General features: G+C 57.8%; 24 protein-coding genes. 6 read left to right on the top strand and 18 right to left on the bottom strand.

Features of this window, described 5'->3' with window-relative positions; all coding sequences use genetic code 11:
* Positions 1-353: 353 nt before the first annotated feature.
* From EWV35_RS08885 to EWV35_RS08840, 10 genes are all read right to left on the bottom strand, one after another.
* A complete protein-coding gene (locus tag EWV35_RS08885) occupies positions 354-1,502 on the bottom strand; it encodes a glycerate kinase (protein ID WP_238654325.1) in 1,149 nt (382 codons plus the stop codon).
* A 22-nt stretch (positions 1,503-1,524) separates the two neighbouring features.
* Positions 1,525-1,941, bottom strand: a complete 417-nt coding sequence (locus tag EWV35_RS08880) for a hypothetical protein (RefSeq protein WP_129660706.1) — start codon at positions 1,939-1,941, stop codon at positions 1,525-1,527.
* 156 nt (positions 1,942-2,097) lie between these two features.
* Entirely contained in the window at positions 2,098-2,547 is a 450-nt protein-coding gene (gene rplI, locus EWV35_RS08875; protein WP_129358257.1) for a 50S ribosomal protein L9, read from the bottom strand.
* 21 nt (positions 2,548-2,568) lie between these two features.
* A complete protein-coding gene (gene rpsR, locus EWV35_RS08870; protein WP_048680746.1) occupies positions 2,569-2,805 on the bottom strand; it encodes a 30S ribosomal protein S18 in 237 nt (78 codons plus the stop codon).
* Positions 2,806-2,889: 84 nt separating this feature from the next.
* Complete coding sequence (locus tag EWV35_RS08865; protein WP_129661066.1) at positions 2,890-3,507, bottom strand: single-stranded DNA-binding protein; 618 nt, start codon at positions 3,505-3,507, stop codon at positions 2,890-2,892.
* A gap of 89 nt (positions 3,508-3,596) precedes the next feature.
* Positions 3,597-3,896, bottom strand: a complete 300-nt coding sequence (rpsF, locus tag EWV35_RS08860; RefSeq protein WP_129358258.1) for a 30S ribosomal protein S6 — start codon at positions 3,894-3,896, stop codon at positions 3,597-3,599.
* A 216-nt stretch (positions 3,897-4,112) separates the two neighbouring features.
* Positions 4,113-4,457 carry a TM2 domain-containing protein gene (locus tag EWV35_RS08855; RefSeq protein ID WP_129660703.1) on the bottom strand — a complete coding sequence of 115 codons (345 nt, stop codon included), beginning with the start codon at positions 4,455-4,457 and terminating at the stop codon, positions 4,113-4,115.
* A 166-nt stretch (positions 4,458-4,623) separates the two neighbouring features.
* A complete protein-coding gene (locus EWV35_RS08850; protein WP_129660700.1) occupies positions 4,624-5,520 on the bottom strand; it encodes an ABC transporter permease subunit in 897 nt (298 codons plus the stop codon).
* A 3-nt stretch (positions 5,521-5,523) separates the two neighbouring features.
* Positions 5,524-6,609, bottom strand: coding sequence for an ABC transporter ATP-binding protein (locus EWV35_RS08845; RefSeq protein WP_129660697.1), 1,086 nt, complete (start codon positions 6,607-6,609; stop codon positions 5,524-5,526).
* Between the two features lie 223 nt (positions 6,610-6,832).
* On the bottom strand, positions 6,833-8,266 hold the full coding sequence (locus tag EWV35_RS08840) for a CCA tRNA nucleotidyltransferase (protein ID WP_129660694.1): 1,434 nt from the start codon (positions 8,264-8,266) through the stop codon (positions 6,833-6,835).
* Between the two features lie 125 nt (positions 8,267-8,391).
* Here EWV35_RS08840 and EWV35_RS08835 point away from each other — a divergent pair, with 125 nt between their 5' ends.
* From EWV35_RS08835 to trxA, 5 genes are all read left to right on the top strand, one after another.
* Entirely contained in the window at positions 8,392-8,892 is a 501-nt protein-coding gene (locus EWV35_RS08835) for an NUDIX hydrolase (protein WP_129358263.1), read from the top strand.
* A 64-nt stretch (positions 8,893-8,956) separates the two neighbouring features.
* Entirely contained in the window at positions 8,957-10,591 is a 1,635-nt protein-coding gene (gene murJ, locus EWV35_RS08830) for a murein biosynthesis integral membrane protein MurJ (RefSeq protein WP_129660692.1), read from the top strand.
* A gap of 120 nt (positions 10,592-10,711) precedes the next feature.
* Entirely contained in the window at positions 10,712-12,100 is a 1,389-nt protein-coding gene (locus EWV35_RS08825) for a hypothetical protein (protein WP_129660689.1), read from the top strand.
* A gap of 221 nt (positions 12,101-12,321) precedes the next feature.
* Complete coding sequence (trxB, locus tag EWV35_RS08820; RefSeq protein ID WP_238654359.1) at positions 12,322-13,302, top strand: thioredoxin-disulfide reductase; 981 nt, start codon at positions 12,322-12,324, stop codon at positions 13,300-13,302.
* Between the two features lie 55 nt (positions 13,303-13,357).
* Complete coding sequence (gene trxA / locus EWV35_RS08815) at positions 13,358-13,684, top strand: thioredoxin (protein ID WP_129660682.1); 327 nt, start codon at positions 13,358-13,360, stop codon at positions 13,682-13,684.
* A 108-nt stretch (positions 13,685-13,792) separates the two neighbouring features.
* On the opposite strand, the gene EWV35_RS08810 is transcribed toward trxA, so the two are convergent.
* The 8 genes from EWV35_RS08810 to rpmH all read right to left on the bottom strand — a co-directional run bounded on the left by EWV35_RS08810 (position 13,793) and on the right by rpmH (position 21,007).
* Positions 13,793-14,878, bottom strand: a complete 1,086-nt coding sequence (locus EWV35_RS08810) for a ParB/RepB/Spo0J family partition protein (RefSeq protein WP_129661063.1) — start codon at positions 14,876-14,878, stop codon at positions 13,793-13,795.
* A 1,521-nt stretch (positions 14,879-16,399) separates the two neighbouring features.
* Positions 16,400-17,317, bottom strand: a complete 918-nt coding sequence (locus EWV35_RS08805; RefSeq protein WP_394342444.1) for a ParA family protein — start codon at positions 17,315-17,317, stop codon at positions 16,400-16,402.
* A gap of 227 nt (positions 17,318-17,544) precedes the next feature.
* A complete protein-coding gene (gene rsmG, locus EWV35_RS08800; protein ID WP_129660679.1) occupies positions 17,545-18,186 on the bottom strand; it encodes a 16S rRNA (guanine(527)-N(7))-methyltransferase RsmG in 642 nt (213 codons plus the stop codon).
* Positions 18,183-18,836: a Jag family protein gene (locus tag EWV35_RS08795; RefSeq protein ID WP_129660676.1), complete on the bottom strand. Its 654-nt coding sequence runs from the start codon at positions 18,834-18,836 to the stop codon at positions 18,183-18,185. The genes rsmG and EWV35_RS08795 overlap by 4 nt, the downstream gene beginning before the upstream one ends.
* 123 nt (positions 18,837-18,959) lie before the next feature.
* Positions 18,960-19,934: a membrane protein insertase YidC gene (gene yidC / locus EWV35_RS08790; RefSeq protein ID WP_129660673.1), complete on the bottom strand. Its 975-nt coding sequence runs from the start codon at positions 19,932-19,934 to the stop codon at positions 18,960-18,962.
* 13 nt (positions 19,935-19,947) lie between these two features.
* Entirely contained in the window at positions 19,948-20,376 is a 429-nt protein-coding gene (yidD, locus tag EWV35_RS08785) for a membrane protein insertion efficiency factor YidD (protein ID WP_129660670.1), read from the bottom strand.
* Positions 20,373-20,774: a ribonuclease P protein component gene (gene rnpA / locus EWV35_RS08780; protein WP_129660668.1), complete on the bottom strand. Its 402-nt coding sequence runs from the start codon at positions 20,772-20,774 to the stop codon at positions 20,373-20,375. Before rnpA ends, yidD begins: the two co-directional genes overlap by 4 nt.
* 95 nt (positions 20,775-20,869) lie before the next feature.
* Positions 20,870-21,007, bottom strand: a complete 138-nt coding sequence (gene rpmH, locus EWV35_RS08775; protein WP_129358273.1) for a 50S ribosomal protein L34 — start codon at positions 21,005-21,007, stop codon at positions 20,870-20,872.
* Positions 21,008-21,658: 651 nt separating this feature from the next.
* Between rpmH and dnaA the strand changes: the two genes are divergently transcribed.
* Positions 21,659-23,350: a chromosomal replication initiator protein DnaA gene (gene dnaA, locus EWV35_RS08770; RefSeq protein ID WP_129660665.1), complete on the top strand. Its 1,692-nt coding sequence runs from the start codon at positions 21,659-21,661 to the stop codon at positions 23,348-23,350.
* The last annotated feature ends 303 nt before the right edge of the window (positions 23,351-23,653 follow it).

The following is a 23,653-nucleotide window of genomic DNA, read 5'->3' as shown; positions in this document are numbered from 1 at the left end:
CTGCGGGGTGTTGTCCGCCGGATTCTCAGGTGATCCGGGACGAAAACCCGCCCGATTAACCAGAAAATATGAGCCCGGGCGAGGCTTCGAAATCCCTCTTCGTCCGCCACGAAACCCCAACCCTGTGGATAACTTGTGTATAAAGCTCTTCGTGTTGTGGAGGTGTTGGGGACAACCCTGTGGGTAATTCAAGACAGCAAGCCAGGAAGTCCGGAATTCCGCGGAACTAGACGCCCACAGCCTGTGCATAACCACCGACATCCTTCCCTAGCCTCACCTCTCACTTGAGGGTTGAAGGTTCGAAATCAACCCGTTGTACTCAAGTTATCCACAAGTAGTCTACCGTTTGCGCACTAGAGCCCTGCCGCTATTTGTCGCCCCAGGCCCTCCATGAGTGGAAGCGGGTCTGCGATGCACCGCCGGACATCTGGGTCCACATCGGTCAACGCGAAGAGCTGTTCGATCCCAACGGAACGAACTTGTTCATCGGACAGGTCCGATGTTCCGCACACGGCAATGGTTCGTACCCCGGCCTCGCGAGCTCGCTCGGATACTCGGGCGGGCGCTTTTCCTTGGAGGGTCTGAGAATCGAACCGCCCCTCCCCAGTAATCACGAGATCCGCACCCTTGAGAGCGTCGTCAAATCCCACCAGGTCGAGGACCAGATCGGCACCAGACTGCATCACGCCGCCGAGAACCGCAGCCGAGGCGAAACCGAGACCGCCTGCAGCTCCTGCGCCCGAGGCCGAGGAGAAGGCCCCGGGATGTGCCCCCATCGCGTGCTCAATGAGCTCGGCATACCGGCCTAGGGCAGCATCCAGGGTCGGAACCTGGGACTCTCCTACACCCTTCTGCGGCCCGTAGACGGCCGCGGCTCCTTCGGCTCCGCAGAGCGGATTGGTAACGTCAGAGGCGATGATGAAGTCGGCCTCTGCTAAGCGATCGTCCAGACTGTCCAACGTCACGGATGCGATCTCAGCGAGGCCGGCCCCGCCCGGATCAACGGGCGCTCCCGCGTGGGTGAGCAGCTGTGCGCCTAAAGCGGCGAGCATGCCTGCGCCGCCGTCAGAGGTGGCGCTTCCACCCAGACCGAGAATGATCTTTCGAGCGCCCCGGTCCAAAGCGTCTGTGATGAGCTGGCCTACGCCGTCCGTCCTGGCGGTAGTGCCGTCAATAGCCCCTGAATCGACCCCGTCCGCATCAACCAGTCGAAGCCCGCAGGCTTCGGCAACCTCGAGGACCGCGGTTCGGGTGACGGAGTCGTAAGCGTATGCAGCATCCGTGGGAACGCCATATGGACCGGAAACGCGAGATATATGTTTTTCATAGGATATAGACAATGCGGCATCTATGGTTCCATCTCCCCCGTCTGCCACGGGAACCGACACGATGTCCACCTCCGGGCCCAGGTAATCAACAATACCGCGGCTCAATGCACCCGAGATACCGGATGCCGTGGCCGACCCTTTGAACTTGTCGCAGGCGATCACGATGCGTGTCATGGCCACTCCTCTCACACACTCCTCAAGCGACCCCGGTCGTGGCGACCATGATCAGGATGAGCGGGTTGGTCACGATCGAGATGATCAGAAGCAACAGGTTGAGGATCTTGCGGCGTCTGTACTTGAACAGGCCGAAGAGGGAGAGAAAACTTGCGAACGCTCCTGCAATCGAGGAAACGACCAGGCATACCAGGAAGAAACCGAGAACGAACGTGTTGGTTCCTGTATTACCGGCAACGAATCCGAGGACAATCAACAGGATCGCGCCAATCCAGAACGCAGTAGCTATGACCAGAAGCTTGGTGCTCGGCAACCAGTCCAAGCGTTTCCTGTTTCGGCCGTTCCACGCGAAACGACCTCGGGGCCCCTCCGCACGGGCATCGTCGCTCGCCTCGTCCCACATCGTGTCCCAGTCGGTTTGATTCTCACTATGCGCCATACCCTCATCTTTTCACGGGTTTCTTAGGGCGAGCTTTGCCCCTGCGGACCGTTTATACAACGATGCCCGGCATCTCCTCGCGTGGAGATACCGGGCATCACATGATGCGGGGTTTGCGGCGCCTTATTGTCGGCACCCGCGACCCCGCTCATGGAACTAGGACGCGACGACGTCCAGCTCGACGCTTGCAACAACGTCTTCATGAAGACGAACGGCCACAACGTGGCGGCCGGTCCTCTTAATGTTGTTCTCGATGGTCACGGCGCGCTTGTCGACGGAGCCGAGGCCTGCTGCCTCGATCGCGTCCGCAATTGCGGCAGGCTTGACGGTGCCGAAGAGGCGACCCTCTGCGCCGGCCTTGACCGGAACGCTCACGGTTGCGGCGGAGAGCTTCTCCGCTTGAGCCTGTGCGTCCTCGAGGTTGTGCTGCGCACGTGCGGAACGAGCCTGACGGATCGACTCGATCTGACGCTCGCCTCCCTTGCTCCACACCACGGCGAAGCCGCGGGGCAGAAGGTAGTTGCGCGCGTAGCCGTCCTTGACCTCAACAACATCGCCAGCGGCACCGAGGCCGTTGACTTCCTGAGTCAGAATGATCTTTGCCATGTTCTTCTACTCTCCTTCTCTTTAGCGGCCAGCGCCGGAGTAGGGCAACAGAGCAACTTCGCGGGCGTTCTTAATAGCCTGTGCGATTTTGCGCTGTTCCTGCACGGTCACGCCGGTGACGCGACGTGCACGAATCTTGCCGCGGTCGGAGATGAACTTGCGCAGGAGAGCGACGTCTTTGTAATCGATCTCAGTGACTTCAGCAGCCTTGAGCGGGTTCTGCTTTGGTTTGGGCTTGCGAATTTCAGCCTTAGCCATCGTGGTGCTCCTTAATTGTTGTGGAGCCCGCAGGTTTCACACCGCGGGATGGGTTAATAAATGATGCGGAGGGTGCGCTCCGGTTTAGAACGGCGGTTCGTCGTCCTGACCAGCGCTCCAGTCGTAATTTCCGCCGGAGTTCTGACCCCAAGGATCCGCCGCGGGCGCCTTCTGGCCGCCCCGCGAATTGCCCTGGTTAAAACCATTGCCGCCGTACCCATTGGAACCTCCGGAGCTGCCTCCGAAACCTCCCTGGTTACCGCCCGCGTCGTTACCCTGGTTGAAGTTGTTTCCACCGGGCCCGCCCTGGCTGCCTCCGAAGTTTCCTCCTCCGGAGCGCTGGTTGCGATTGACCGACGCTGTGGCGAAACGGAGCGAGGGGCCGATGTCATCGACGTCCAGCTCCATTGAGGTGCGGCGTTCGCCCTCCTTGGTTTCATACGACCGAGCTTTGAGACGACCCTGTGCGATAACACGTTGTCCCTTGGTCAGGGATTCGGCAACATTTTCCGCGGCCTCGCGCCAGATCGAGCAACGAAGGAACAGAGCTTCCTGGTCCTTCCACTCGCCGCTCTGGCGATCGAAAACGCGCGGAGTCGAGGCGATCGTGAAGTTCGCGACTGCAGCACCCGAGGGGGTGAACCGCAGTTCAGGGTCGGCGGTGAGGTTTCCGACAACCGTGATGATGGTTTCTCCAGCCATCATGACCTCCTGAGTCGTATTGAATATTGTTTCCAGTCAAGCACCGGTGACGACCCGGAAGGGTCGGATCCGGCGAATTTGTGGAAACTTTAGGAGATCTTCTGCTCTTCCGGGCGGATGATCTTGGTGCGCATGATGGACTCGTTCAAGTTCAGAACGCGGTCCAGTTCCTTGGCAACATCGGGCTCAGCAGTGAAGTTGACGACGGCGTAGATGCCTTCGGACTTCTTCTGGATCTCGTAGGCCAGTCGGCGACGACCCCAGATGTCGATGTTCTCGATGGTGCCGTTGCCATTGCGGACAACTTCAAGGAACTTGTTGAGGGTCGGCTCAACGGCGCGGTCGTCAACCTCGGGGTTGATGATGGCCATGAGTTCGTATTCACGCATGTTTGAACCCACCTCCTTTGGTCTTTGGCGGCTACGGTATTTCCGTAGCAGGAGGTTCGCTTGTGCGTTGCCTGCGAGCTCGGGGATTGACCGAGTCGGCACAGGCTTGACCAAGTTTACAGCACGTGCCGTTCCCTGGCACCCACGGTGGGACTCAATTCACGACGCCGCACCTCAATGCGACACCGCTTCGGAGAAAGCCAGCTCCCGTCCGGGCTAGAACCGCCGGTTGTTGTTGATCCGCGCTGTCTCACTCGCATTGATGATCCCGACCCGGAACGGGATCGTGAACAGATCGATGAACATCAGCAATCCCAAAAGAATGAAGAAGAAGTAGCCGACAATGACCGGGGCCAGCAGCCAGCCCAGGCCGTGCAGGATCAGGTAGAAAATCCCCATGAACGGCGCCCGGAGGTAGAACTTGTGAATTCCGAAAATCCCCAGGAAAAACCACAGGACGTAGGAGAGGATCACGCTTTTCCTCACCACGTAGACCGGTCCTGGGTTGTGCCCTCCGCTCATGTATTGCGGTGTGTGGTGTTCGGGCCTCGAGTGGCTCATAGCCCTCCTCCGTAAAGGTTTTGGTCGCGTCACCAGCGTATCGCTTGAAAATTGAACCGCGATCGGTCGTTCACTGTCCGCGTGTGTACAGAGATACAGCAATGGCGACGGGTTGGTCCCGTCGCCATCGCTCATGAGATTCCGACACTCTCGCCGATACCCCGGTTTATTTCGGGTCGCGCTGGGTGAAGGAGAAATACCCCAAAATCAGTGGGACGACGCACCACACCGCGTACCAGACACCGGAAGCCACGTACTTCGGATCCTGCATCGGTTCCAGGGGATTGGTCAGGTTGGCCGTCAGTGCAGACGGAATGTAGCTCTGGAAGTCCCGAACCCATTCCCACTGGAAAGGCATCAGAAGAAGCGGCAGGATGAACAGCAGAACAACCAGAATGACGATTGCTCCCGCGTTATTCCGAATGATCGCGCCGATACCGATGCCCATCCATGCCGTCAGCACGAATACGAGGATCAGGCCGAGGATATTCATCAGGGTCTGTTCCTCGAATAGATCGAACGTTATATTCATGTCCGACGTCGAGAGCACCCACTGACTCACCGCCCATGCCAAGACACCGGAGACGATCGCCGTAATCGCAGCGATGAGTGTGATCTGGACGGTCTTGGCCACATAGACCATTCCGCGTTTGGGCGCCGCAGTCAGGGTCGAGATGACCGACTTCGTGCCGAATTCTGAGGCGATGAAGACCACGGCCATCGACGCAAGAATGATGTAACCGAAGACGTATCCCGAGTCCACTGCCTGGCGTGCGAATTCAGCCGGGTCACCTAGTTGCAGGTAGTACTGGGGGATCTCTTTGCCCTTGGTCATGGCATCGTGCAACGAGTCCGCGTAGTCCTTGGCCTGGACTGCGGTCAGCGCGGCGAAGCCGATCATGATCAGCGCCGTAATGATCATCAGCACCCAGCTGGACACCAAGGTACGGAATTTGAGTGCCTCTGACCTCAGAACGCCGAGGAAGGACAACTTGTACTTAGGAGTTTTTGAGCGTGCGGGCTCAGCGGCCCGCGCATTATGTGTTTCTACAGTGGAGCTCATTGCTTACTTCTCCTCCTGATTCCAGGGGGTCGCCTGTTCGGTGGAGTGGGCAGGTTCGTAGCCGTCATCCTGGGTGGCGGGTGCGACCGTCGGGTTGGATGCAGTGTGTGCACCGCCGGATGCCTGGCCGCTTGCGGAGCCGGAGTCTGCGGCCGAACCGGCCGCAGCCGAGCCAAGGCCCGCATTCGGATCGGAAGAGCGGTACTCGACCGAATCGCTGGTCATGGACATGTACACCTGCTCCAGGCTGGCCTTCTGGGGAGTGATCTCCCACAGCAAGACACCCTGGGATTGAGCACGCTGAGCGACCTCGCGGCCGTTGGCACTCACGAGGAGGGCGTCGTCGTCCTGTTTCTGGACTCCTACCTGGTCCTGACGGAGGGCCTCCGCGAAACTTTCCGGATTGTCGGTGCGAACCAGGACGTGATCCTCGCCGGTTTGATTGAGGAATTCCTTCAGCGGCTGATCCGCGAGGACTTTGCCCTGCCCAATCACGATCAGATGGTCCGCAGTCTGGGACATTTCCGACATCAAGTGGGAAGACAGGAAGACGGTTTTTCCCTCGGAAGCGAGGAAACGGGCCATCTGGCGCACCCAAATGACGCCCTCGGGATCAAGACCGTTGACCGGTTCGTCCAAAATGACGGTGCTGGGATCGCCGAGAATCGCCGTGGCAATTCCGAGTCGCTGACCCATACCGAGTGAATAGCCGCCGACCTTCTTCTTCGCGGCGCTGCTCAACCCGGTGATCTCGATGACTTCGTCCACACGGGAATTCGGAATGCCGTGAGTGCGGGCCAAAGCACGGAGATGGTTGACACCACTGCGCCGGGGATGGACTGCACGTGCCTCGAGCAGCGCACCGACCGAAGTCAGCGGCGAAGACAAATGGCTGTACTTTTTACCGTCCACAAGGGCACTGCCCGTTGTGGGCTTCTCAAGCCCGAGGATCATACGCATCGTTGTGGATTTACCGGCGCCGTTCGGCCCGAGGAACCCTGTGACTTTTCCCGGCTGAACCGTGAAAGAAACGTTGTCAACGGCGCGCTTGGACCCATACTGCTTGGAGAGGCCAGAGACCTCGATCATGGTGGCTCCTTCCTAGCCCGGAGAGCCCGGGTCTAACGTCGTCTTACCCCACCCTATAAGCAAATTCCTCCTCGTTCCCTGAAAAATCAAGCAACGAGGGCGATTTCATACCAGGGTATGAATGTGGGTAGAGCTGGCTGTACTCCTCAGGAAACCCGAAAAACGGGCCACGCCCCATCCCCAGAAAATGCTCTGTCGTTTTCGGCGATCAAGCCGGAGAGGACTAAGCCATTTCCTGGCCGTCGCGGTTCTGTTCCGCCCACCATTTCTTCAGGCTTCGTTCAGCCTCTTCCTCCCCGAGCTTTCCCTCGTCTAACCGCATGTTCAGGAGAAAGTTATATGCCTTGCCGACCATAGGTCCCGGCGCAATGCCCAGAATGTCCATGATCTGCTGACCATCCAGGTCCGGTCGCATGGCTTCCAGTTCTTCCTGTTCGGCCAATTCGGAAATGCGCCGTTCCAAGTCGTTGTACGCGCTGCCGAGCCGTTGGGCTTTCTTCTTGTTCCGGGTCGTCACATCGGAGCGGGTCAGTCTATGGAGCCTCTCCAGCTGGTCGCCCGCATCGCGAACGTAGCGCCGAACCGCGGAATCGGTCCACCCGGCGTCCCCGTAGCCGTAAAAACGCATGTGGAGTTCGATCAGGCGGGCAACGTTCTTGATCGTCTCGTTGTCGAAACGCAGAGCGCGCATCCTTTTCTTGGCCAGTTTGGAGCCGACGACGTCGTGGTGCCGGAAACTGACCGTGCCATTGTCTTCTAGCTTCCGGGTACCCGGTTTGCCGATGTCATGCATGAGCGCGGCGAAACGCAAAGTGAAGTCCGGCGACGGAACCGGTCCGTCGTCGTCGGTCTCCAGGTCCTTTGCCTGCATCAGCACCGTGAGGGAGTGCTCGTAGACGTCCTTGTGGTGGTGTTGGGCGTCCGTCTCCAGCCGCAGGGCAGGCACCTCGGGAAGAACATGGTCAGCAAGGCCGGTGCTCACCAATAGTTCGACGCCGCGCCGCGGGTTCTTGCCGATGATCAACTTGATCAGTTCATCCCGCACTCGCTCGGCGGAAATGATGTCGATTCGAGCGGCCATATCCGTCATCGCCGCAACCATTTCCGGCGCCGGGTCGATGTCGAGCCGGGAAACGAACCTTGCGGCTCTCATCATGCGAAGAGGGTCATCGGAGAAGGAGTCCTCGGGTGTACCGGGCGTTCGCAGAATATTGGCCGAAAGGTCCTGAATGCCGCCGTACGGGTCCACGAGCTCAAGGCTTGGCAGTCGCAAGGCCATGGAGTTGATGGTGAAGTCTCGTCGGAAGAGGTCGTCCTCGAGTCTCCTGGCGAATGCCACCGTCGGTTTCCGTGAATCAGGGTCGTACGCCTCGGCCCTGTAGGTCGTCACCTCGATCATCGCATCGCCTTTGCGCAACCCGATGGTTCCAAAGGCTCGGCCGATCTCCCAGTGGGCATCGGCCCATTCGCGGGCGACGTCGAGCGTCTCATCCGGTGTCGCGTTGGTTGTGAAGTCCAGGTCCAGCGCGGCCGAACCCAGGAACAGATCCCGTACGGGGCCACCCACCAGGGACAGCTCAAACCCCCGATCCTCGAAGAGTTTTCCGAGGTCCAGGGCTGCGGGGTGGATTGAGGAGCTGTCAAAGAGGTTAACCATAGTCCTTAAAGCGTGCCAGAAAACCGCGGCAGGAGTGGGGTCGAAGCGCGGACATGACCCCGGAGTGTAGGTCACACACTCGCGCTCTCAGCACGTGTCAAGGAGTAACTCTGTAAGGTGGACATATGACTTTTCCAGTACCCCGGGCACCGAAGAAGCGGGCTTTCACCCCGCCTTCCCCCTTGCCCACGGTGGAAGAAGTCTCTGCCGGGGGCATAGTCGTCGATCTGAAGACCTCTGGGCAACCCGTAGCGATCATCGCCCGGATCAACCGTGGCGGACGTCTGGAATGGTGTCTCCCCAAAGGTCATCCCGAGGGTCAGGAGACCAATGAGGAGGCCGCCTGTCGGGAGATCGAAGAGGAAACGGGCATCGCGGGAAATGTGCTGGCGCCCTTGGGTTCCATTGATTATTGGTTCACGGTTTCCGGACACCGAGTCCACAAGACCGTGCACCACTTCTTGTTGGAGGCAACGGGCGGGTATCTGACTACGGAGAAGGACCCGGATCACGAGGCCATCGACGTCGCCTGGTCCAATATCGACGACTTGGGGCGTAAACTCTCGTTTCCGAACGAACGTAGGATTGCGGATATCGCTCGGGAATACATCATCCACCAGATCTAGAACCGTGTGGGCGTGGTTCCGGGCCGGTGCCGATCCCAAACTTCATCGATAGGGCTTAGCAAATATGGCACGAACTGGTGCTCGATCTAGCGCCATTATGGCCGCGGGAACGATGGTTTCTCGCCTCCTGGGCTTCGTCAAGACCATGCTCTTGGCCATCGCTATTGGCGCCTCGACGACGGCCGGTAACGTCTTCGCCCTCGCCAATACACTGCCGAACTTGATCTACGTGCTCGTCGCCGCGGGTGTATTCAACGCGGTACTGGTTCCCCAGATCATCAAGGCGTCCAAGAAGCCGGACGGCGGCGCCGACTACATTTCCCGTTTGCTGTCCCTGGCCATCATCGGCTTGTTTGTCATTACGGCAATCGTCGTTCTGTGCGCGCGCCCGATCATCAGCATCATGGCCAACGACTGGTCCCAGGAAAAGATCGACTTCGGGACGACGTTCGCCCTGTGGTGTTTCCCGCAGATCTTCTTCTACGGTTTGTACACGGTTGTCGGCCAGATCCTCAACGCTCGCGGCGCTTTCGGCGCCTACATGTGGGCTCCGGTCCTCAACAACGTGGTCGCGATCGCCTCACTGTTGGTGTTCATAGGCTTGTTCGGATCCTGGGGTACTGCGCATCACGATCCCTCCAACTGGAGCGGGGAGAAAACATTTTGGCTTGCGGGAATGGCGACGATCGGCGTCATGGCACAAGCCCTGATTCTGTTTATTCCCCTCAAGGCATTGAAGCTCGGCCTCGGTATCAAACTCGGCTGGCGGGGCATCGGACTGGGAACGGCGGCTCGCATCGGCAGCTGGACCCTCGCAACGGGAGTCGTCGCGAATCTTTCTTTTCTCTTTTTGGCCCGTATTGCCACCAGGCCTGAGGGGTCCCAACAGGATTTCAGCCACCCGATCGCGGGCAACAATGTGCTCGATCAGTCGACAATGTTGTACCAGCTTCCCCACGGCGTCATCGGCTTGTCGATCGCAACCGTGCTCTTCAACGAAATGTCCCGCTACGCGGATAACAACGACAACGCCTCACTCGTGGAAACCCTTTCACGCGGCCTTCGGGTCGCTTCGGTCGCGACCATCTTCTGCGCCGTGGCACTGATCGTTTATGCCGGACCGATCGGGATGCTCTTCGGTGGTGGTGATCCCGCCCAGGGTGCTGTGATCGGTCAGGTGATTTCCGTGATTGCCCTCGGCGGTCCGTTCCTGACCATCGCTTTCATGATGGGACGGGCCTTCTACGCTCACGAAGACGCCAAGACACCATTGATCAACCAAGCGATTTCTGCGGTGATCGTGATCATCCTGGGATTCATGGTCGGCAAATTGCCGCCTCAATACATTGTTTTCTGCCTGGCCGGTCTATACGCGATGCAGAATATATTGGCAACGTTGCTCTTCCACCGGGGTCTACGCCGATGGCTCGGCGATTACGATCTGGCCAGCATCGTCAAGACGCACCTTCGGGTCACCGTTTCCGCGATTGTCGCTGGGGTGGTCGGCTTCATCGTTCTTCACCTGATGGGTGGCGGAGCCTTTGGCGGCTTCGCGTGGCACAGTCAGATCACGGCTTTGGTCACGATTCTGATCGGCGGTTTGATCATGGGTGTCGTTTACTTCGGGGCTCTGCGAGTTTTCCATGTTCGGGAGCTGGACAGTGTTCTCAAACCTCTGAAGGCACGTCTAGGCAGGTAGTTCGGACCACAAGGGCCCGAACGCCGGTATCATCGAACTGTTACTTCGACCCAAATTAGCGCGGGGGTACTTTTGACGCAGGCGATTCAACTCGGCACCGTTCTTGGTGGCCGATACAAGGTGACCGCTCAGATCGTTACCACCGCGGCACAGGACCACGTTCTGGATGGCAAGGACCAGGTCCTTGAACGCAAGGTTTCGATCCTTGTGGCTAGTCCGAGCCACAGTGATCTGCTCATTGAAAATGCCCGTGACATCGCGACGGGGTCCCGATCGGGCAGCCTGCAGGTGCTCGACCTCGGCCAATCCGACGACGTCACTTACCTGATTACCTCTCACGCTCAGGCGAATGATTTGCTCGATCTGCTGCTCACGGAGAATCAGGAAGACGTTTCCTCCGAGAATGAAGAACTCGGTGGGGAGATCTTCGGGGGCGGCAACGCTCCCGTGGCTCCTTCGTCGGATTACGAGCAGGTAGGGACAGAGACGTCCCCTCAAGAGGAAGTCGCTCAGGATGAAGAAGACTCCGCTGCTCCCGTAACTGAATGGACTGACGCCGATTATGAGGCCTTTGGAGAGGAACCTCCCGCTCGACGTTCTTCGAGTCCTTCCCAGCGCGGGGGAACTCTGTTCGATCGCGCGGCAACCGACGTCGCGGGCGGTTCTTCCGCTGCCGCCGCGGCTTCGTTGCGTGAGGAAGACAGTTCGTACGACGGCGACAACCGGTATCACTACACCGATGAAGAAGAATTCGTCCCTGCCAGCGACTACGAGGATTACGAGGACGAGGAAGACCCTGAGGAACCGTATTACGACGAGGATGAGGAGTACTACGACGAGGAGCCCCGTCGTAGAAGCTCAGCCGGTCTGTGGATCACAGCCGCGGTCGTCGTCATCCTGTTGGTCGTCCTCGTCGTCTTCGGATTTAACAAGCTCGGATCTCTCGTTTCGAGCTCCGGATCTGTCCCCAGCGGTACCGTGAGCTCCGCGGAAGGCCAGTCCAATTCGGAATCCTCCGGTGAGTCGTCTTCTCCTTCGGACTCTTCGGCGACGCCGCGGGTCGCCAACCTTTCCCGTGTCATTCCCGACAACCCGAATTTCATGTCGGATCAGGACGGCACCTTGGGCCAAGCTAATGATGGCAATCCGGGGACGTACTGGACCAGTTATGGTTTTTCGAATGCCAATTTCGGTCAGTTGATCAAGGGAATTGGCCTTGCCGCTCAGTTGCAAGAACCGGCCAAAGTCAATCAGGTAACGGTGGATGCGCCCAAGAGTACCGGTGGTCAGTTCTCGGTCTACACGAATGACTCCCCCAGCCTCGATGGCGCCACCAAAGCCGGCCAAGGTTCGTTCAAGAACGGTCCTACTTCAGTCGATCTCTCCGACGAGGCCAAGTCGAAGTCGGCGCAGTACGTGATCGTCTATGTGACCCAGCTTCCTCAGGTCAGCTCCCCCATCGGCGGTTATAACTATGGCCTCCACGTGGGCGAAATCAGCGTCAAGTAGCCCTGATTCGGCCTTCCGGGCATGGGTTGGTCGGGTTGCGAGTCATTCTCCGTGCCGAATAGCCCTGCGGAATATTCTGGGGGCTCCCTAGGTTTCATCCAACAGATCAACGTAGAGCCTCAGTGACCTTTGAGCTGAGGCTTCCGCACTGGCCAGCGTCTGGCCCGCATGGAAGGAAATAAGTGACCGACAGCGTCTTTTCACAGGGGGCGGCTCCCCTGATCAATCTCAAGGGTCAGGAAGCCGAGACGTCGCAACCTCAAGGTCATGGCTCCGAGAAGGTCCATGACGTGGTGATTATCGGTTCGGGGCCGGCCGGATACACTGCGGCCGTCTACGCTGCGCGTGCCAATCTGGCTCCGGTCGTCTTCGCAAGCTCTGTCGCGGCCGGAGGTGACCTCATGACCACCACGGAGGTGGAAAACTACCCTGGGTTCATCGAGGGTATTCAAGGGCCCGAGCTCATGGCCAACATGCAACAGCAGGCGGAGCGTTTTGGCGCCGACATCCAGTATGAAGACGTCGAATCCGTCGAGCTGGATGGAGACGTCAAGAAAATCACTCTCCAGGACGGCACTGTCCACCAGGCGAAAGCCGTCATCATCTCGACTGGTTCCGAATACCGCAAATTGGGCCTCGACGACGAGGCCCGTCTTTCGGGCCACGGAGTCAGCTGGTGCGCAACGTGCGATGGGTTCTTCTTCAAAGAAAAGCCGATTGCCGTCGTCGGTGGTGGAGACTCCGCGCTGGAAGAGGCCCTTTTCCTCACCAACTTCGCCTCGAGCGTGACCGTGATTCACCGGCGGGATACTCTCCGTGCTTCCGACATCATGCAGGAGCGTGCGCTCAACAACCCCAAAATCACGTTCATTTGGGATTCTGCAGTCGTCCGGATCGAAGGGGAGCACAAGACCGAGGCACTCCAGGTCGAGAACCTGAAGTCGGGTCTTACGCAACGTGTTGAGGTTGATGGCTTGTTCGTCGCCATCGGATCTGACCCGCGAACGGACTTGGTGAAGGGCCAACTGGAGTTGACGCCCGAGGGAACCATCGCTGTAGAGGGCCGTTCCTCCAAAACCAATGTTCCAGGTGTCTTTGCCGCAGGCGACGTCATCGACCCAACGTACCGACAGGCCATTACTGCCGCCGGGTCAGGGTGCGTTGCCGCCATCGATGCCCAGCACTACCTGGAGTCCCTGTAACTACATATTCTCTCGGTAATCCGAGTAATTTCCACCCACCTCGAAAGGATCAGATATGAGCAACGCAAAGGCAGTTACTGACGCTACGTTCGAAGAGGACGTCCTCCAGAACAACCGTCCTGTCATCGTCGATTTCTGGGCCGAATGGTGCGGGCCCTGCCGTCAGGTAGGCCCTGTGCTAGATCAGATCGCCGAGGAATATGCCGAAAAGGTCGATGTCGTGAAGTTGAACGTCGATGATAACGGCGAAACCGCGGCCAAGTATGGAATTACTTCCATTCCGGCCATCTACGTCTTCAAAGACGGAGAGCTGGCCAAGACTTCGGTCGGGGCCAAGCCGAAGGGAGTACTGGAGAAGGAATTCGCCGATTTCCTTTCCTAGGATCTAGGTACTTACGTAAATGCCCGCTTCGTTTCACGTGAAACGAAGCGGGCATTTTTTGTGATGACGCCATCAGATAGGCAATGAGTCGTGGGCCTCCCAGTCCGTTCAGTCCCTCTCGATCTCCGGGTCAAGCACCGAGATAATACGGTTGAGGTCGTCAACTGACGCGAACTCGATGGTCATTTTGCCCTTGCGCGCACCAAGATTGATCTTCACACTCGTGTCTAGCTTGTCCGAAAAAGCGTCAGCAATGTAATCGAGTCGTTCATGGTGGCGGCTGGGCGTAGCGGCTTTTCGAGGCTTTTGGGTGGCCTTCTCTGCCCCACCCGATTGGATAATCTCCTCGACTGACCGAACAGAGAGACCCTCTGCCACGATACGCTGGGCCAATCTCTCCATGGCAGCCGGGTCGGTGAGCGACAACAGCGCACGCGCATGTCCAGCGGACAGGATGCCGGCAGCCACTCGTCGCTGAACCAGCGCAGGCAACCTCAAAAGACGAATTGTGTTGGAAATCTGTGGACGGGACCGACCAATGCGTGCAGCCAATTCGTCCTGCGTGGTGCCGAATTCATTCAGCAACTGCTGGTACGCGGCTGCCTCTTCCAATGGATTCAACTGGCTGCGGTGCAGGTTTTCCAAAAGAGCGTCGCGGAGCAGATCCACATCCTGGGTCTCCCGCACGATAGCAGGAATCTTTTCAAGACCCGCTCGCTGCGTCGCACGCCAGCGTCTCTCCCCCATGACCAACTCGTATTTTTCCTCGCCCGCTTCATTGCTCGGCCGGATGACGATTGGTTGCAGCAGGCCAATTTCCCGGATCGAGTGGACGAGCTCTTCCATCTCGTCCTCATCAAACTCCTGCCGGGGCTGCTTTCTATTTGGGTGAATGTCCTTGACTGGGATTTCACCAAAGTAGGCCCCCGGAACCGGAATCAGACTCGAGTCCGTTTCTTGGTCCACACCGTTGGACTGGGCAGGCCCTTCAGCAAGGCCCGACGCACTCTGGGATTGCTCCGTTTCACGTGAAACCTTCTCCTCAGATTGCGTCCACGGGGCGTCACCGTCGTTTTGCAGAGCTTGCGACTCTTCACTGGCCTTTCCCGCTATGCTCGATTCGCTCTCGGAGGGTTGAAAGAAGAAATCAACCGGCCGACGCCCCCCAGAGCTCTTCCTCAGGGCAGCACCCATGTCGGCCCGAGGGCCACCAGACCTGCGATTCGGAGAAGCGTTCCCTCCCTCTTTTTCGCCCTTCGCTTTCGATTCAGAGGAGGACTCTTTCCTCTTTCCAGAAGCAGGTGCCCTGGATTCAGTAGAGGCCGACGTATTTCGCCCCTGAGACGTTGTTCTTTTATTCGATTTGCTTGATGCTGTTTTTGCCTTTCCGTCAGATTCAGTTTCCGTCCTCGTTGCAGGTTCATCTTTGGCGGGTTTCACCGAACCTGGAGCAGAGTTCTTCGCCTGGTTTACACTATGTGAAGACTCATCCCTATCCTCGAGCTTGTCCCTTGCGGGCCGGGCTGATGATTTCTTCGCCTTCTCGCCCTTTGCCGGTGAATCTCCGGGAACGCTGACCTCGCGTCGGGAGCTCGGAGCGGAAGTTTCACGTGAAACAGATTCAGCAACAGATGAGTTTTTAGGTTCCGCGTTATCCACGGCATCACTTGAATCTTCTGTAGATGTTGTTGGGATCAAAGACCCCAGTCCACGACCTAGTCCACGACGTCGCTCAGCCACGGTGCTCCTTAATGATGCTGTTGGTGATCCCATCATTCTATAGCCCCGTCTCTCGATTTTTGGACTCTACGCCTGATATTGCGTGTATTTGTGGACTCCAACAGTAAATAGTGCAGCCCTCTCTCCCACGGCTTCAAGATCATCGACTGCCTGTACTGTGCCGCACCGAGGACGCCTCTTGCGTTCTTGGCGATTAACTCCTCCTTCGACGGACCGGCCATCCAGCAGATGTTTCACGTGAAACTGTCCTTACTGGTCCCCAAGTACGGATTCCCGCGACTATCGATGGTCCAAGGGAATGGCTCTAGTCAGAATCCGTTGCACGCACGGAGTGTTCCGCGGGGCCAGGACATGGCCTTCGTCGCCCAATGGCTATCTTGATTATCGTTTCACGTGAAACATTCCCGTTGTACTGTTCTACCGGAAAGGTCCTACTGAATTTCGATGCAGATTGGAGTATCGCGCCGCCAGCCCTCCCAAGAAGTGCCCCGTTCCTTAACAGTTGGATTACGGTCAGTCGGCCAGAACTAAGGGGATTTCAATACAGCATTCTGTCTATATATCTCGGACATCGTCCAGTAGTTCGACTTGACGGTTTCACGTGAAACCACGATTCAACAGGCAACAATCCGGCGTCGCCAAAGTCCTACGACGTTCATTTATGCTGTGACTCTATTTAGCGCCACGAACCGAATCTGGGCCGAGCAATGTGACGATATGCTGGGCGCCCTTGTGGAACTCAAACGGCGCGAGCATCCCGGGGGAGAGGAACGACCGCGCCCCAGTCTGGATCCATGTCCAGAAACATTTAGTTTCACGTGAAACCCATCCATGGCGAAGCCGGGTGCACGCGACTGAAAACGAATTTCAGCCGCCACCCAAATGCATCAGGCCTGTGGTCTATATGTAGGCAATCCGTCGCCACATAAAGAAGACCCCGATACCTCCAGGTACCGGGGCCTCACTGGTGACTGTCTATTCTGCACCTCGTTGGGCAATCTCTACAGCCGCTTCCAGGTAAGACAACGCGCCTGTGGAATGGGGGTCGTAGGTAAGAACAGTCTGCTGGTAGCTAGGTGCCTCGGATATTCGGACGGAACGGGGAATGACAGCATCCAATACTTCGTTGGGGAAATGCTGCCGCACCTCTTCCGCGACTTGAGAGGCCAAATTGGTGCGCCCGTCGTACATTGTGAGGAGAATAGTACTTACACTCAGTGTGGGGTTCAGATGCTTTTGAACGAGTTCAATGTTCTTGAGCAACTGACTCAACCCCTCCAAAGCGTAGTACTCGCACTGAATGGGAATGAGAACCTCCCTGGCCGCGACGAAAGCGTTGATTGTCAGCAGCCCCAAGGAAGGTGGGCAATCAATGAATACGTAATCCAGACGGGGGAGCCCATGCTCTTCCCGATACGTTCCGTATTCTCGTAGGGCGCGGTCAAGCCGCTGTTCCCGAGCCACGAGAGAAACCAGTTCAATTTCCGCACCGGCCAAATCAATGTTGGACGGTAGGCAATAGAGGTTCGAGTAATCGGGGCATTGTTGAACGACATCGCCCATGGCGGTGCCTTCAATAAGCACGTCGTAGGTCGAATCGACTTCAATTCCATGCTCAATGTTGAGGGCAGTGGATGCGTTCCCTTGGGGGTCGATGTCCACAACGAGGGTTTCGAATCCCCGGTCAGCCATCGCGGCAGCAAGGTTCACTGCCGTGCTGGTCTTCCCGACGCCGCCCTTCTGGTTACTGATGGTCAAGACGCGGGTCTGGTCAGGGCGGGGGACCGGTTGCTTGGCTAGCTGCTTCCAGCGCTTCTTTTCGTTCATGAGTTCTCTCGCAACGGGGGATTTGAGGCGGTCCGTGATTTTGATCCTCGACGTCATGGAATCCATCGTTTCATGTGAAACATGGCGACCCTGATCAGGAACAACCGGCTCGGTTTGATCTTGCGGATTAGGTGGCATCCCGGAGTCGGGAGCCCTATGTCTTCCTACCACCAAGTGTCCCTTTCACGATCCGCTGCTTGATTCCACATCACACCAGGGTACCCGGAAAGCCTCCGCGAAAGCAGAACTGTCGGTCATTGTGGATACTCAACCCGTCCCGAAATCAACGGGCGCTACAGTTCTACCTGCACTACGGTGGTTGGTTGCTCCAAGAGCGATTCTCCGACCGTCACGATCTCCGTCGACCGAGCACCATACTTGTTGAGCTTCTTCTGCGCCTTTTGGATTTCCTCTTCCGCAGACTTGCCTTTCAACGCCAAGAGCTGTCCGGTTCCTCGCAGGAGGGGCACTGTCATATCCAGGAGGCCCACGAGCGCTGAAACCGCGCGGGCAGTCACGACGTCGACGTCGATCTCTCCGACGAATTGTTCCGCCCGGCCACGCCGCAGATCAACGTTCTCCAGACCCAAGTCCTCGATGACTTCGTCCAGCCAGATCACGCGACGCTCGAGGGGTTCGATGAGCACAACTTCCAGGTCTGGCCGTGCGATGGCCAGACATAGGCCGGGTAGTCCTGCACCAGAGCCCACGTCTGCAACGCGTGAATTGCGTTCGATAAGGGCTTCGACGACAGCACAATTGAGCACGTGCCTGGACCACAGGCGAGGGATCTCCCGGGGGCCGATCAGACCTCGTTCGATCCCGCTGGTCCCCAAATGCTCGACATAGCGCTCGGCCAGTTCGATGCGTTCCCCGAAAACCGCCTGGGCGGCTTCACGTTCTGAACTTGAAAGTTGAATCTCCGAAGAATTCAATGTGCGGCCTCGGCGTCATCATGAGCCTCGGACTTCATCGACACCACAATGTGTCGTTTGGAGCCTTCGCCTTCCGATTCGGAGTGAAGTCCGTTCTCGGCGACAAGGTCATGGACGATCTTCCGTTCATACGCGCTCAAGGGCTTGAGGTGGCAAGCATCGCCTGATTCCTGGACCGACGCAATGGCTTCCTTGGCCATTTTTTCCAGCTCGTCTCCACGGCGATCACGGTATCCAGCGATGTCAAGGATCAGTCGTGAACGTTGACCCGTTGATGCAAGCACCGATAGTCGAACGAGCTCCTGCAATGCATCCAGAACCTCGCCTCGGCGACCGACCAACAATTCCAGGTCGTCCTCGTTCTCCTCGGTGACCACGGACAGATACGCACGGTTCTGACGGACTTCGATGTCGATGTCCCCGTCCAGATCGGCGATGTCCAGCAGTTCTTCGAGGTAATCGGCGGCGATCTCGCTCTCGTCCTCGCTCGCTTCCGGGGCGGGGGAGGCTTCGGCGGCATCGCTCACAGCCTCTGAGCTCGGCTCGTGGCCATTCTGATCTTGATCTTCCGTATGCCCGCTGTGATCGTGAAGCTCGTCCTCAGCCGGGACCGCTGCCTTGTCGGAACGTTCCTCATTCTGTTCGACCATGGAATTCTCCTGCTCCGCACCGTGGATCCGGCGCAGTCATCGGTTCGGGTGCTCTATGCACCGCACGTGACCTGAATTCAGCGTGCCGGGCCCGGAAGATTTCCGAGGCCCGGCACGGCCGCGCTAATTCTTCTTTTTCTTCTTTTGGCGGTTCTTGCTCACCGGCTGCTGTCGCTGGCCGCCCTGGGCACGCTCACGCTGTGCCTCGAGCTCGGCTTCGTGCTCCTCACGGCTTTTGCCAACGGGAGGCAGTCCTTTGGCGGCGCGACGTTCGTTGAGCTCCTTCTCGGCCTGTGAACCGGCTGTCGGGTTATTGCGGATAACCCACCACTGCTGGCCCATGGCCCAGAAGTTCGACACGGTCCAGTACACCAGAACACCGAGGGGGAAGTTGATACCGCCGACGGCGAAGATGACGGGGAACAGATACATGAGCATCTGCTGTTGCCGGTACATCGGTGATTCTTTGGCCTGCGCACTCATGTTCTTGGAAGTGAGTTGGCGCTGGGTGAAGAACTGGGTGAGAGACATAGCGACGATCATGATGATCGCGAGAATGACGGTGGTCGTGTGGTTGCCATCACCGGGATGAGTCAGCGTCGAGAAGAGCGGTGCCCCGAGAATGTACGCATCATTGAATTGATGCACCATCTCGGCCGAGAGAACCAGAATCCCTTCATGGTTGCCCGAGGCCGGGGGTACGCCACGCAGAACCTGTAGCAAGCCGAAGAAGACAGGCATCTGAACGATGATCGGGAAGCACGACGATAACGGGTTGGCGCCTCTGCTCTTGTACAGGGCCATCTGTTCCTGAGCCATCGCCTGACGCGAGAGCTGATCCTTCTTGCCTTTGTACTTGGCCTGGATTTTGGCCATTTCGGGCTGCAGCTCCTGCATGCCGCGCATGGACTTGATCTGCTTCATGAACAGCGGAACGGTCAGCAGACGCATGACGAAGGTCATGAACACGATGGCGAGGACCCATGTCCAACCGGAGGCCGGGTCCATGCCAATGGCAGTAAACAAACTGTGGAAGACCCAAAGGACCGCGGAAACGATCCATTTGAAGGGCCACAGAATGATGTCGATTGGGTTCATCAGGAATTGACTCCTAGCCCCGAGGCTCGTGGGGCATTGTGTTCTCCGCCGCAGGCGGATGGTTCAACAGCATAATCTTGGGCTCAGTACCCGGCGCGAAGCTCCGCCGCCCGGGAGGCACGGGGTCGACCCCTCCGGTTGCCCAGGGGTGACACCTCAATAATCGTCTCACGGTTAACGCCATTCCTTTGACGAGTCCGTGAACGGTGATCGCTTCCAGCCCGTACGCCGAGCAGGTCGGAAAATACCGGCAGACGTCTCCATACAAAGGCGAGATAATCCGTCGATACAAACGCAGGAACGCGATAGCAATATTCTGCGGAAGTGTCCGGACCGCTTGCCCGGCCCCATTCGGATGTACGTATTCCGCCGGTGCGTTCGACAAACGCTCTTCGGAAGCCACCTGATCGGCAGAGGCGTCCCTGCCATGATTGCATGTCATTGCGGTCTACCGGCCTGCCTTGGTTCACATGCTTGAACCGGTCCCGATTCCGGCGCCTCAAGTTTTCGCTGAATGCTGTTCCAAGCATTCCGGTAGTCACCTACCAGATCATCCCATGACGCGTTGGCCGACGCGGGCAGCGCCCTGACGACGATGCTCATGCCGTATGGCTTCCATTTGATGGTCTCCGCGACCAGCTCACGCAGTCTTCTCTTGACGAGATTCCGCATGACGGCGTTGCCTACGGCCTTCGATACGACGAATCCGCTGATGCTGGGGGAGGAGTTATGTGTAAGGAGCACATATAGAACTAAGTTCCGGCGTCCGCTACGGACGCCGGAACGTGTAGTCATTGAGAACTGTACAGAAGTCCTCATCCTGTGCTGTTGTGCCAGCACGTCAAGGCTCCTTCAACGCAGACCGGGTTGGCGCTTGGTATTTTGGTCCCCTCGGAGACCTGCACCGGTTGACGCCCCATGAACAGGGGAGTCAGTTATGCCGAAACGGAAGAGCGACCCTTGGACCGGCGGTTAGCCAAGATGGCGCGACCGGCGCGGGTGCGCATACGAAGACGGAAGCCGTGCTTCTTGGCACGACGGCGGTTATTCGGCTGAAAAGTCCGCTTGCTCACTGTGGTAACTCCAAGACTGTTTGTTCGGGCCTACCCCTGGTCTGGGTCCTTGCGGGCGATGTTCATGCAAAGAGTCAGAGGATTGGCGCTTTCGGTTCTCCTGCGCCGTCGGACATCCATTTCCAATTCCGGATCATCCCAAGACAGCGGATTCCGGCATATGGGCATAGTCCAACGCGCAGACGACTAACAAACTCTACGAGCAGATCAACGCCCTGGTCAAGTCACTTCCGTGGAGGAACGGCGAACTAGACCAAGGACACACCCTTGCGACCCCCTCTTTCCCCCAGGGTCGCCCATCTCAACATGCTGTGCACTCGCCACGATTCGCAGCTGTGGATAATCCCAAATTTTTTTGCCAGCCCACAGCCCGCGGCATGCCGGGAAACTACAAAGCTGTGATTACAGTTTCCCGCGGATTTGGGCCTCAGGCGGCTTCCGGGATGGCCTAAGCTAGCTAGAGCCATCTACGGTTATCCACATTATCCACAGCTGTGTACAAGGTTGTGGAGAACTTGGGTACAACCCGTGGATGAGCCCTCGGCGGACCTTCTTATCTCGGCCGGACGTGCCCGTCTCACGGTGACAAGTTCGAGTGGAATCCGAAGAGACCGAGGCTGTGCCGGACGTCCCCTCAATACAAGGAGAACAGTGAGCATTCAGGGCAACAACGAGATCCAGTCCCAGTGGGACGCGTGTATTACGGATCTTCAGGCAAATGCCGCCATCGCCCGCCGCTTGCGTGCTTTTCTTCCCCTGGCCAAACCACAGGGGCTCTTCGGCACCACGTTGATCGTTGCTGTCCCCAACGAATACACCCGCGGAATCTTCCAGTCAGATATTCATCAGGCGTTTAAAGAGGCCATCGCCAAGACCTTCGGCGAGGACATCACCGAAGCGTTCGTCATCGACCCTGAGATGGATGTCTCCGAATCCACGTCGGCTGCCCCCGCGAAGGCACAAGATCAGCAACCACAGCGCTCAGAACAGTCCGCACCCCAGGAAAACCGGACAACGAGCTCGTCTGTCTCCCAGTCGACGCCTGAACCGTCTCTCAACCACGAGAATTCGGTGACCGTATCCGGCGTTTCGATTCCGCCGATCAATGAGCTCGAAGCCGAACGAGGCCACGCCACGTCACATACTTCGCCCGTCGACGTGCAGCACACGGATGAAGCCAGCGCCCCCCGCATCAAGAGGAACGACGTCGAATTGCCTGCGCCTCGAGTGGACCCTCCTCATCAGGTACGCAATATTCCGCGTGACTCATATGACCGAACCCAGGACGACATCGAATGGGACAGCTCAGCACGCCTCAACGACAAGTACATGTTCGATACTTTCGTGATCGGGCAATCCAACCGTTTTGCTCACGCGGCGGCACTTGCCGTGGCAGAGAATCCGGCCAGCGCGTATAACCCTTTGTTCATATACGGGGACTCCGGGCTGGGCAAGACGCATTTGCTCCACGCAATCGGTCACTATGCCAAACGCTTTTACCCGAATCACCGCGTGCGGTATGTGAACTCCGAGGAATTCACCAACGATTTCATCAACTCGATTCGCGACGACGAGGGCTCCAGTTTCAAACAGATCTATCGGAACGTGGATCTGCTTCTCATTGACGACATCCAGTTCTTGGCGGGCAAAGAGCACACGCAGGAAGAGTTCTTCCACACTTTCAATGCTTTGCACAACCACAAGAAGCAGATCGTGATCACCTCCGATCTGCCGCCCAAACAACTCTCCGGATTCGCAGAGCGCATGCGTTCCCGCTTCGAGTGGGGATTGATCACTGATGTTCAGCCTCCCGAGCTGGAGACACGTATTGCGATCCTCCGGAAGAAGGCTCAGAACGAGAACCTGGATGCTCCCGGGGACGTCATGGAGTACATCGCATCCAACATCACCACGAACATCCGCGAACTCGAGGGTGCCCTGATCCGTGTGACGGCGTTCGCATCGCTGAACAAGCAACGGGTCGATCTGCCCCTGGCCGAATTGGTACTCAAAGATCTGATCACCGATGACGGCGTCCCGGAAATCACTTCTTCTGCGATCCTGGGCCAGACCGCGAACTATTTCGAAATTTCCTTGGAGGAGCTCCGCAGCAAATCGCGCAACCGCACTCTCGTGACGGCCCGCCAGATCGCGATGTATCTGCTTCGGGAGCTGACAGACATGTCCTTGCCCAAGATCGGACAGGAATTCGGCGGCCGTGACCACACCACCGTGATGCACGCGGATCGGAAGATTCGAAAGCTCATGGGGGAGCGTCGTCAGATCTTCAACCAAGTCACCGAGCTCACCAACAGGATCAAACAGCAGCAGCGCGAGGGCTGACGTTATCCACACTTCCGCGGAATCACGCGACAAGAGCTGTTTATTAACACCTGTGGATAAGTTTGTGGAATAAACCCCAAAACCTGTGGACCTTAAGGGGACGCAAAGGCAGAACCTGTGGAGTCGGCTCATAGGCCCTCAGAACTCTGCACATCCCGTCCACCAGAGTGACCGCTTTAACCCACATCCTGTCTACAGCCTGAACCCTGCGCCGGCACCGCTTGAGGCACTTATCCACAGTATCCACACGGGTTATTAACACTACCCATCGTTTAAAGAGATCATTCCAAATAACAAAACTCT

The sequence above is a fragment of the Rothia uropygialis genome (genome assembly GCF_004137765.1).
GTDB lineage: Bacteria > Actinomycetota > Actinomycetes > Actinomycetales > Micrococcaceae > Rothia.
This window is presented reverse-complemented; position numbering and strand designations above follow the sequence as displayed.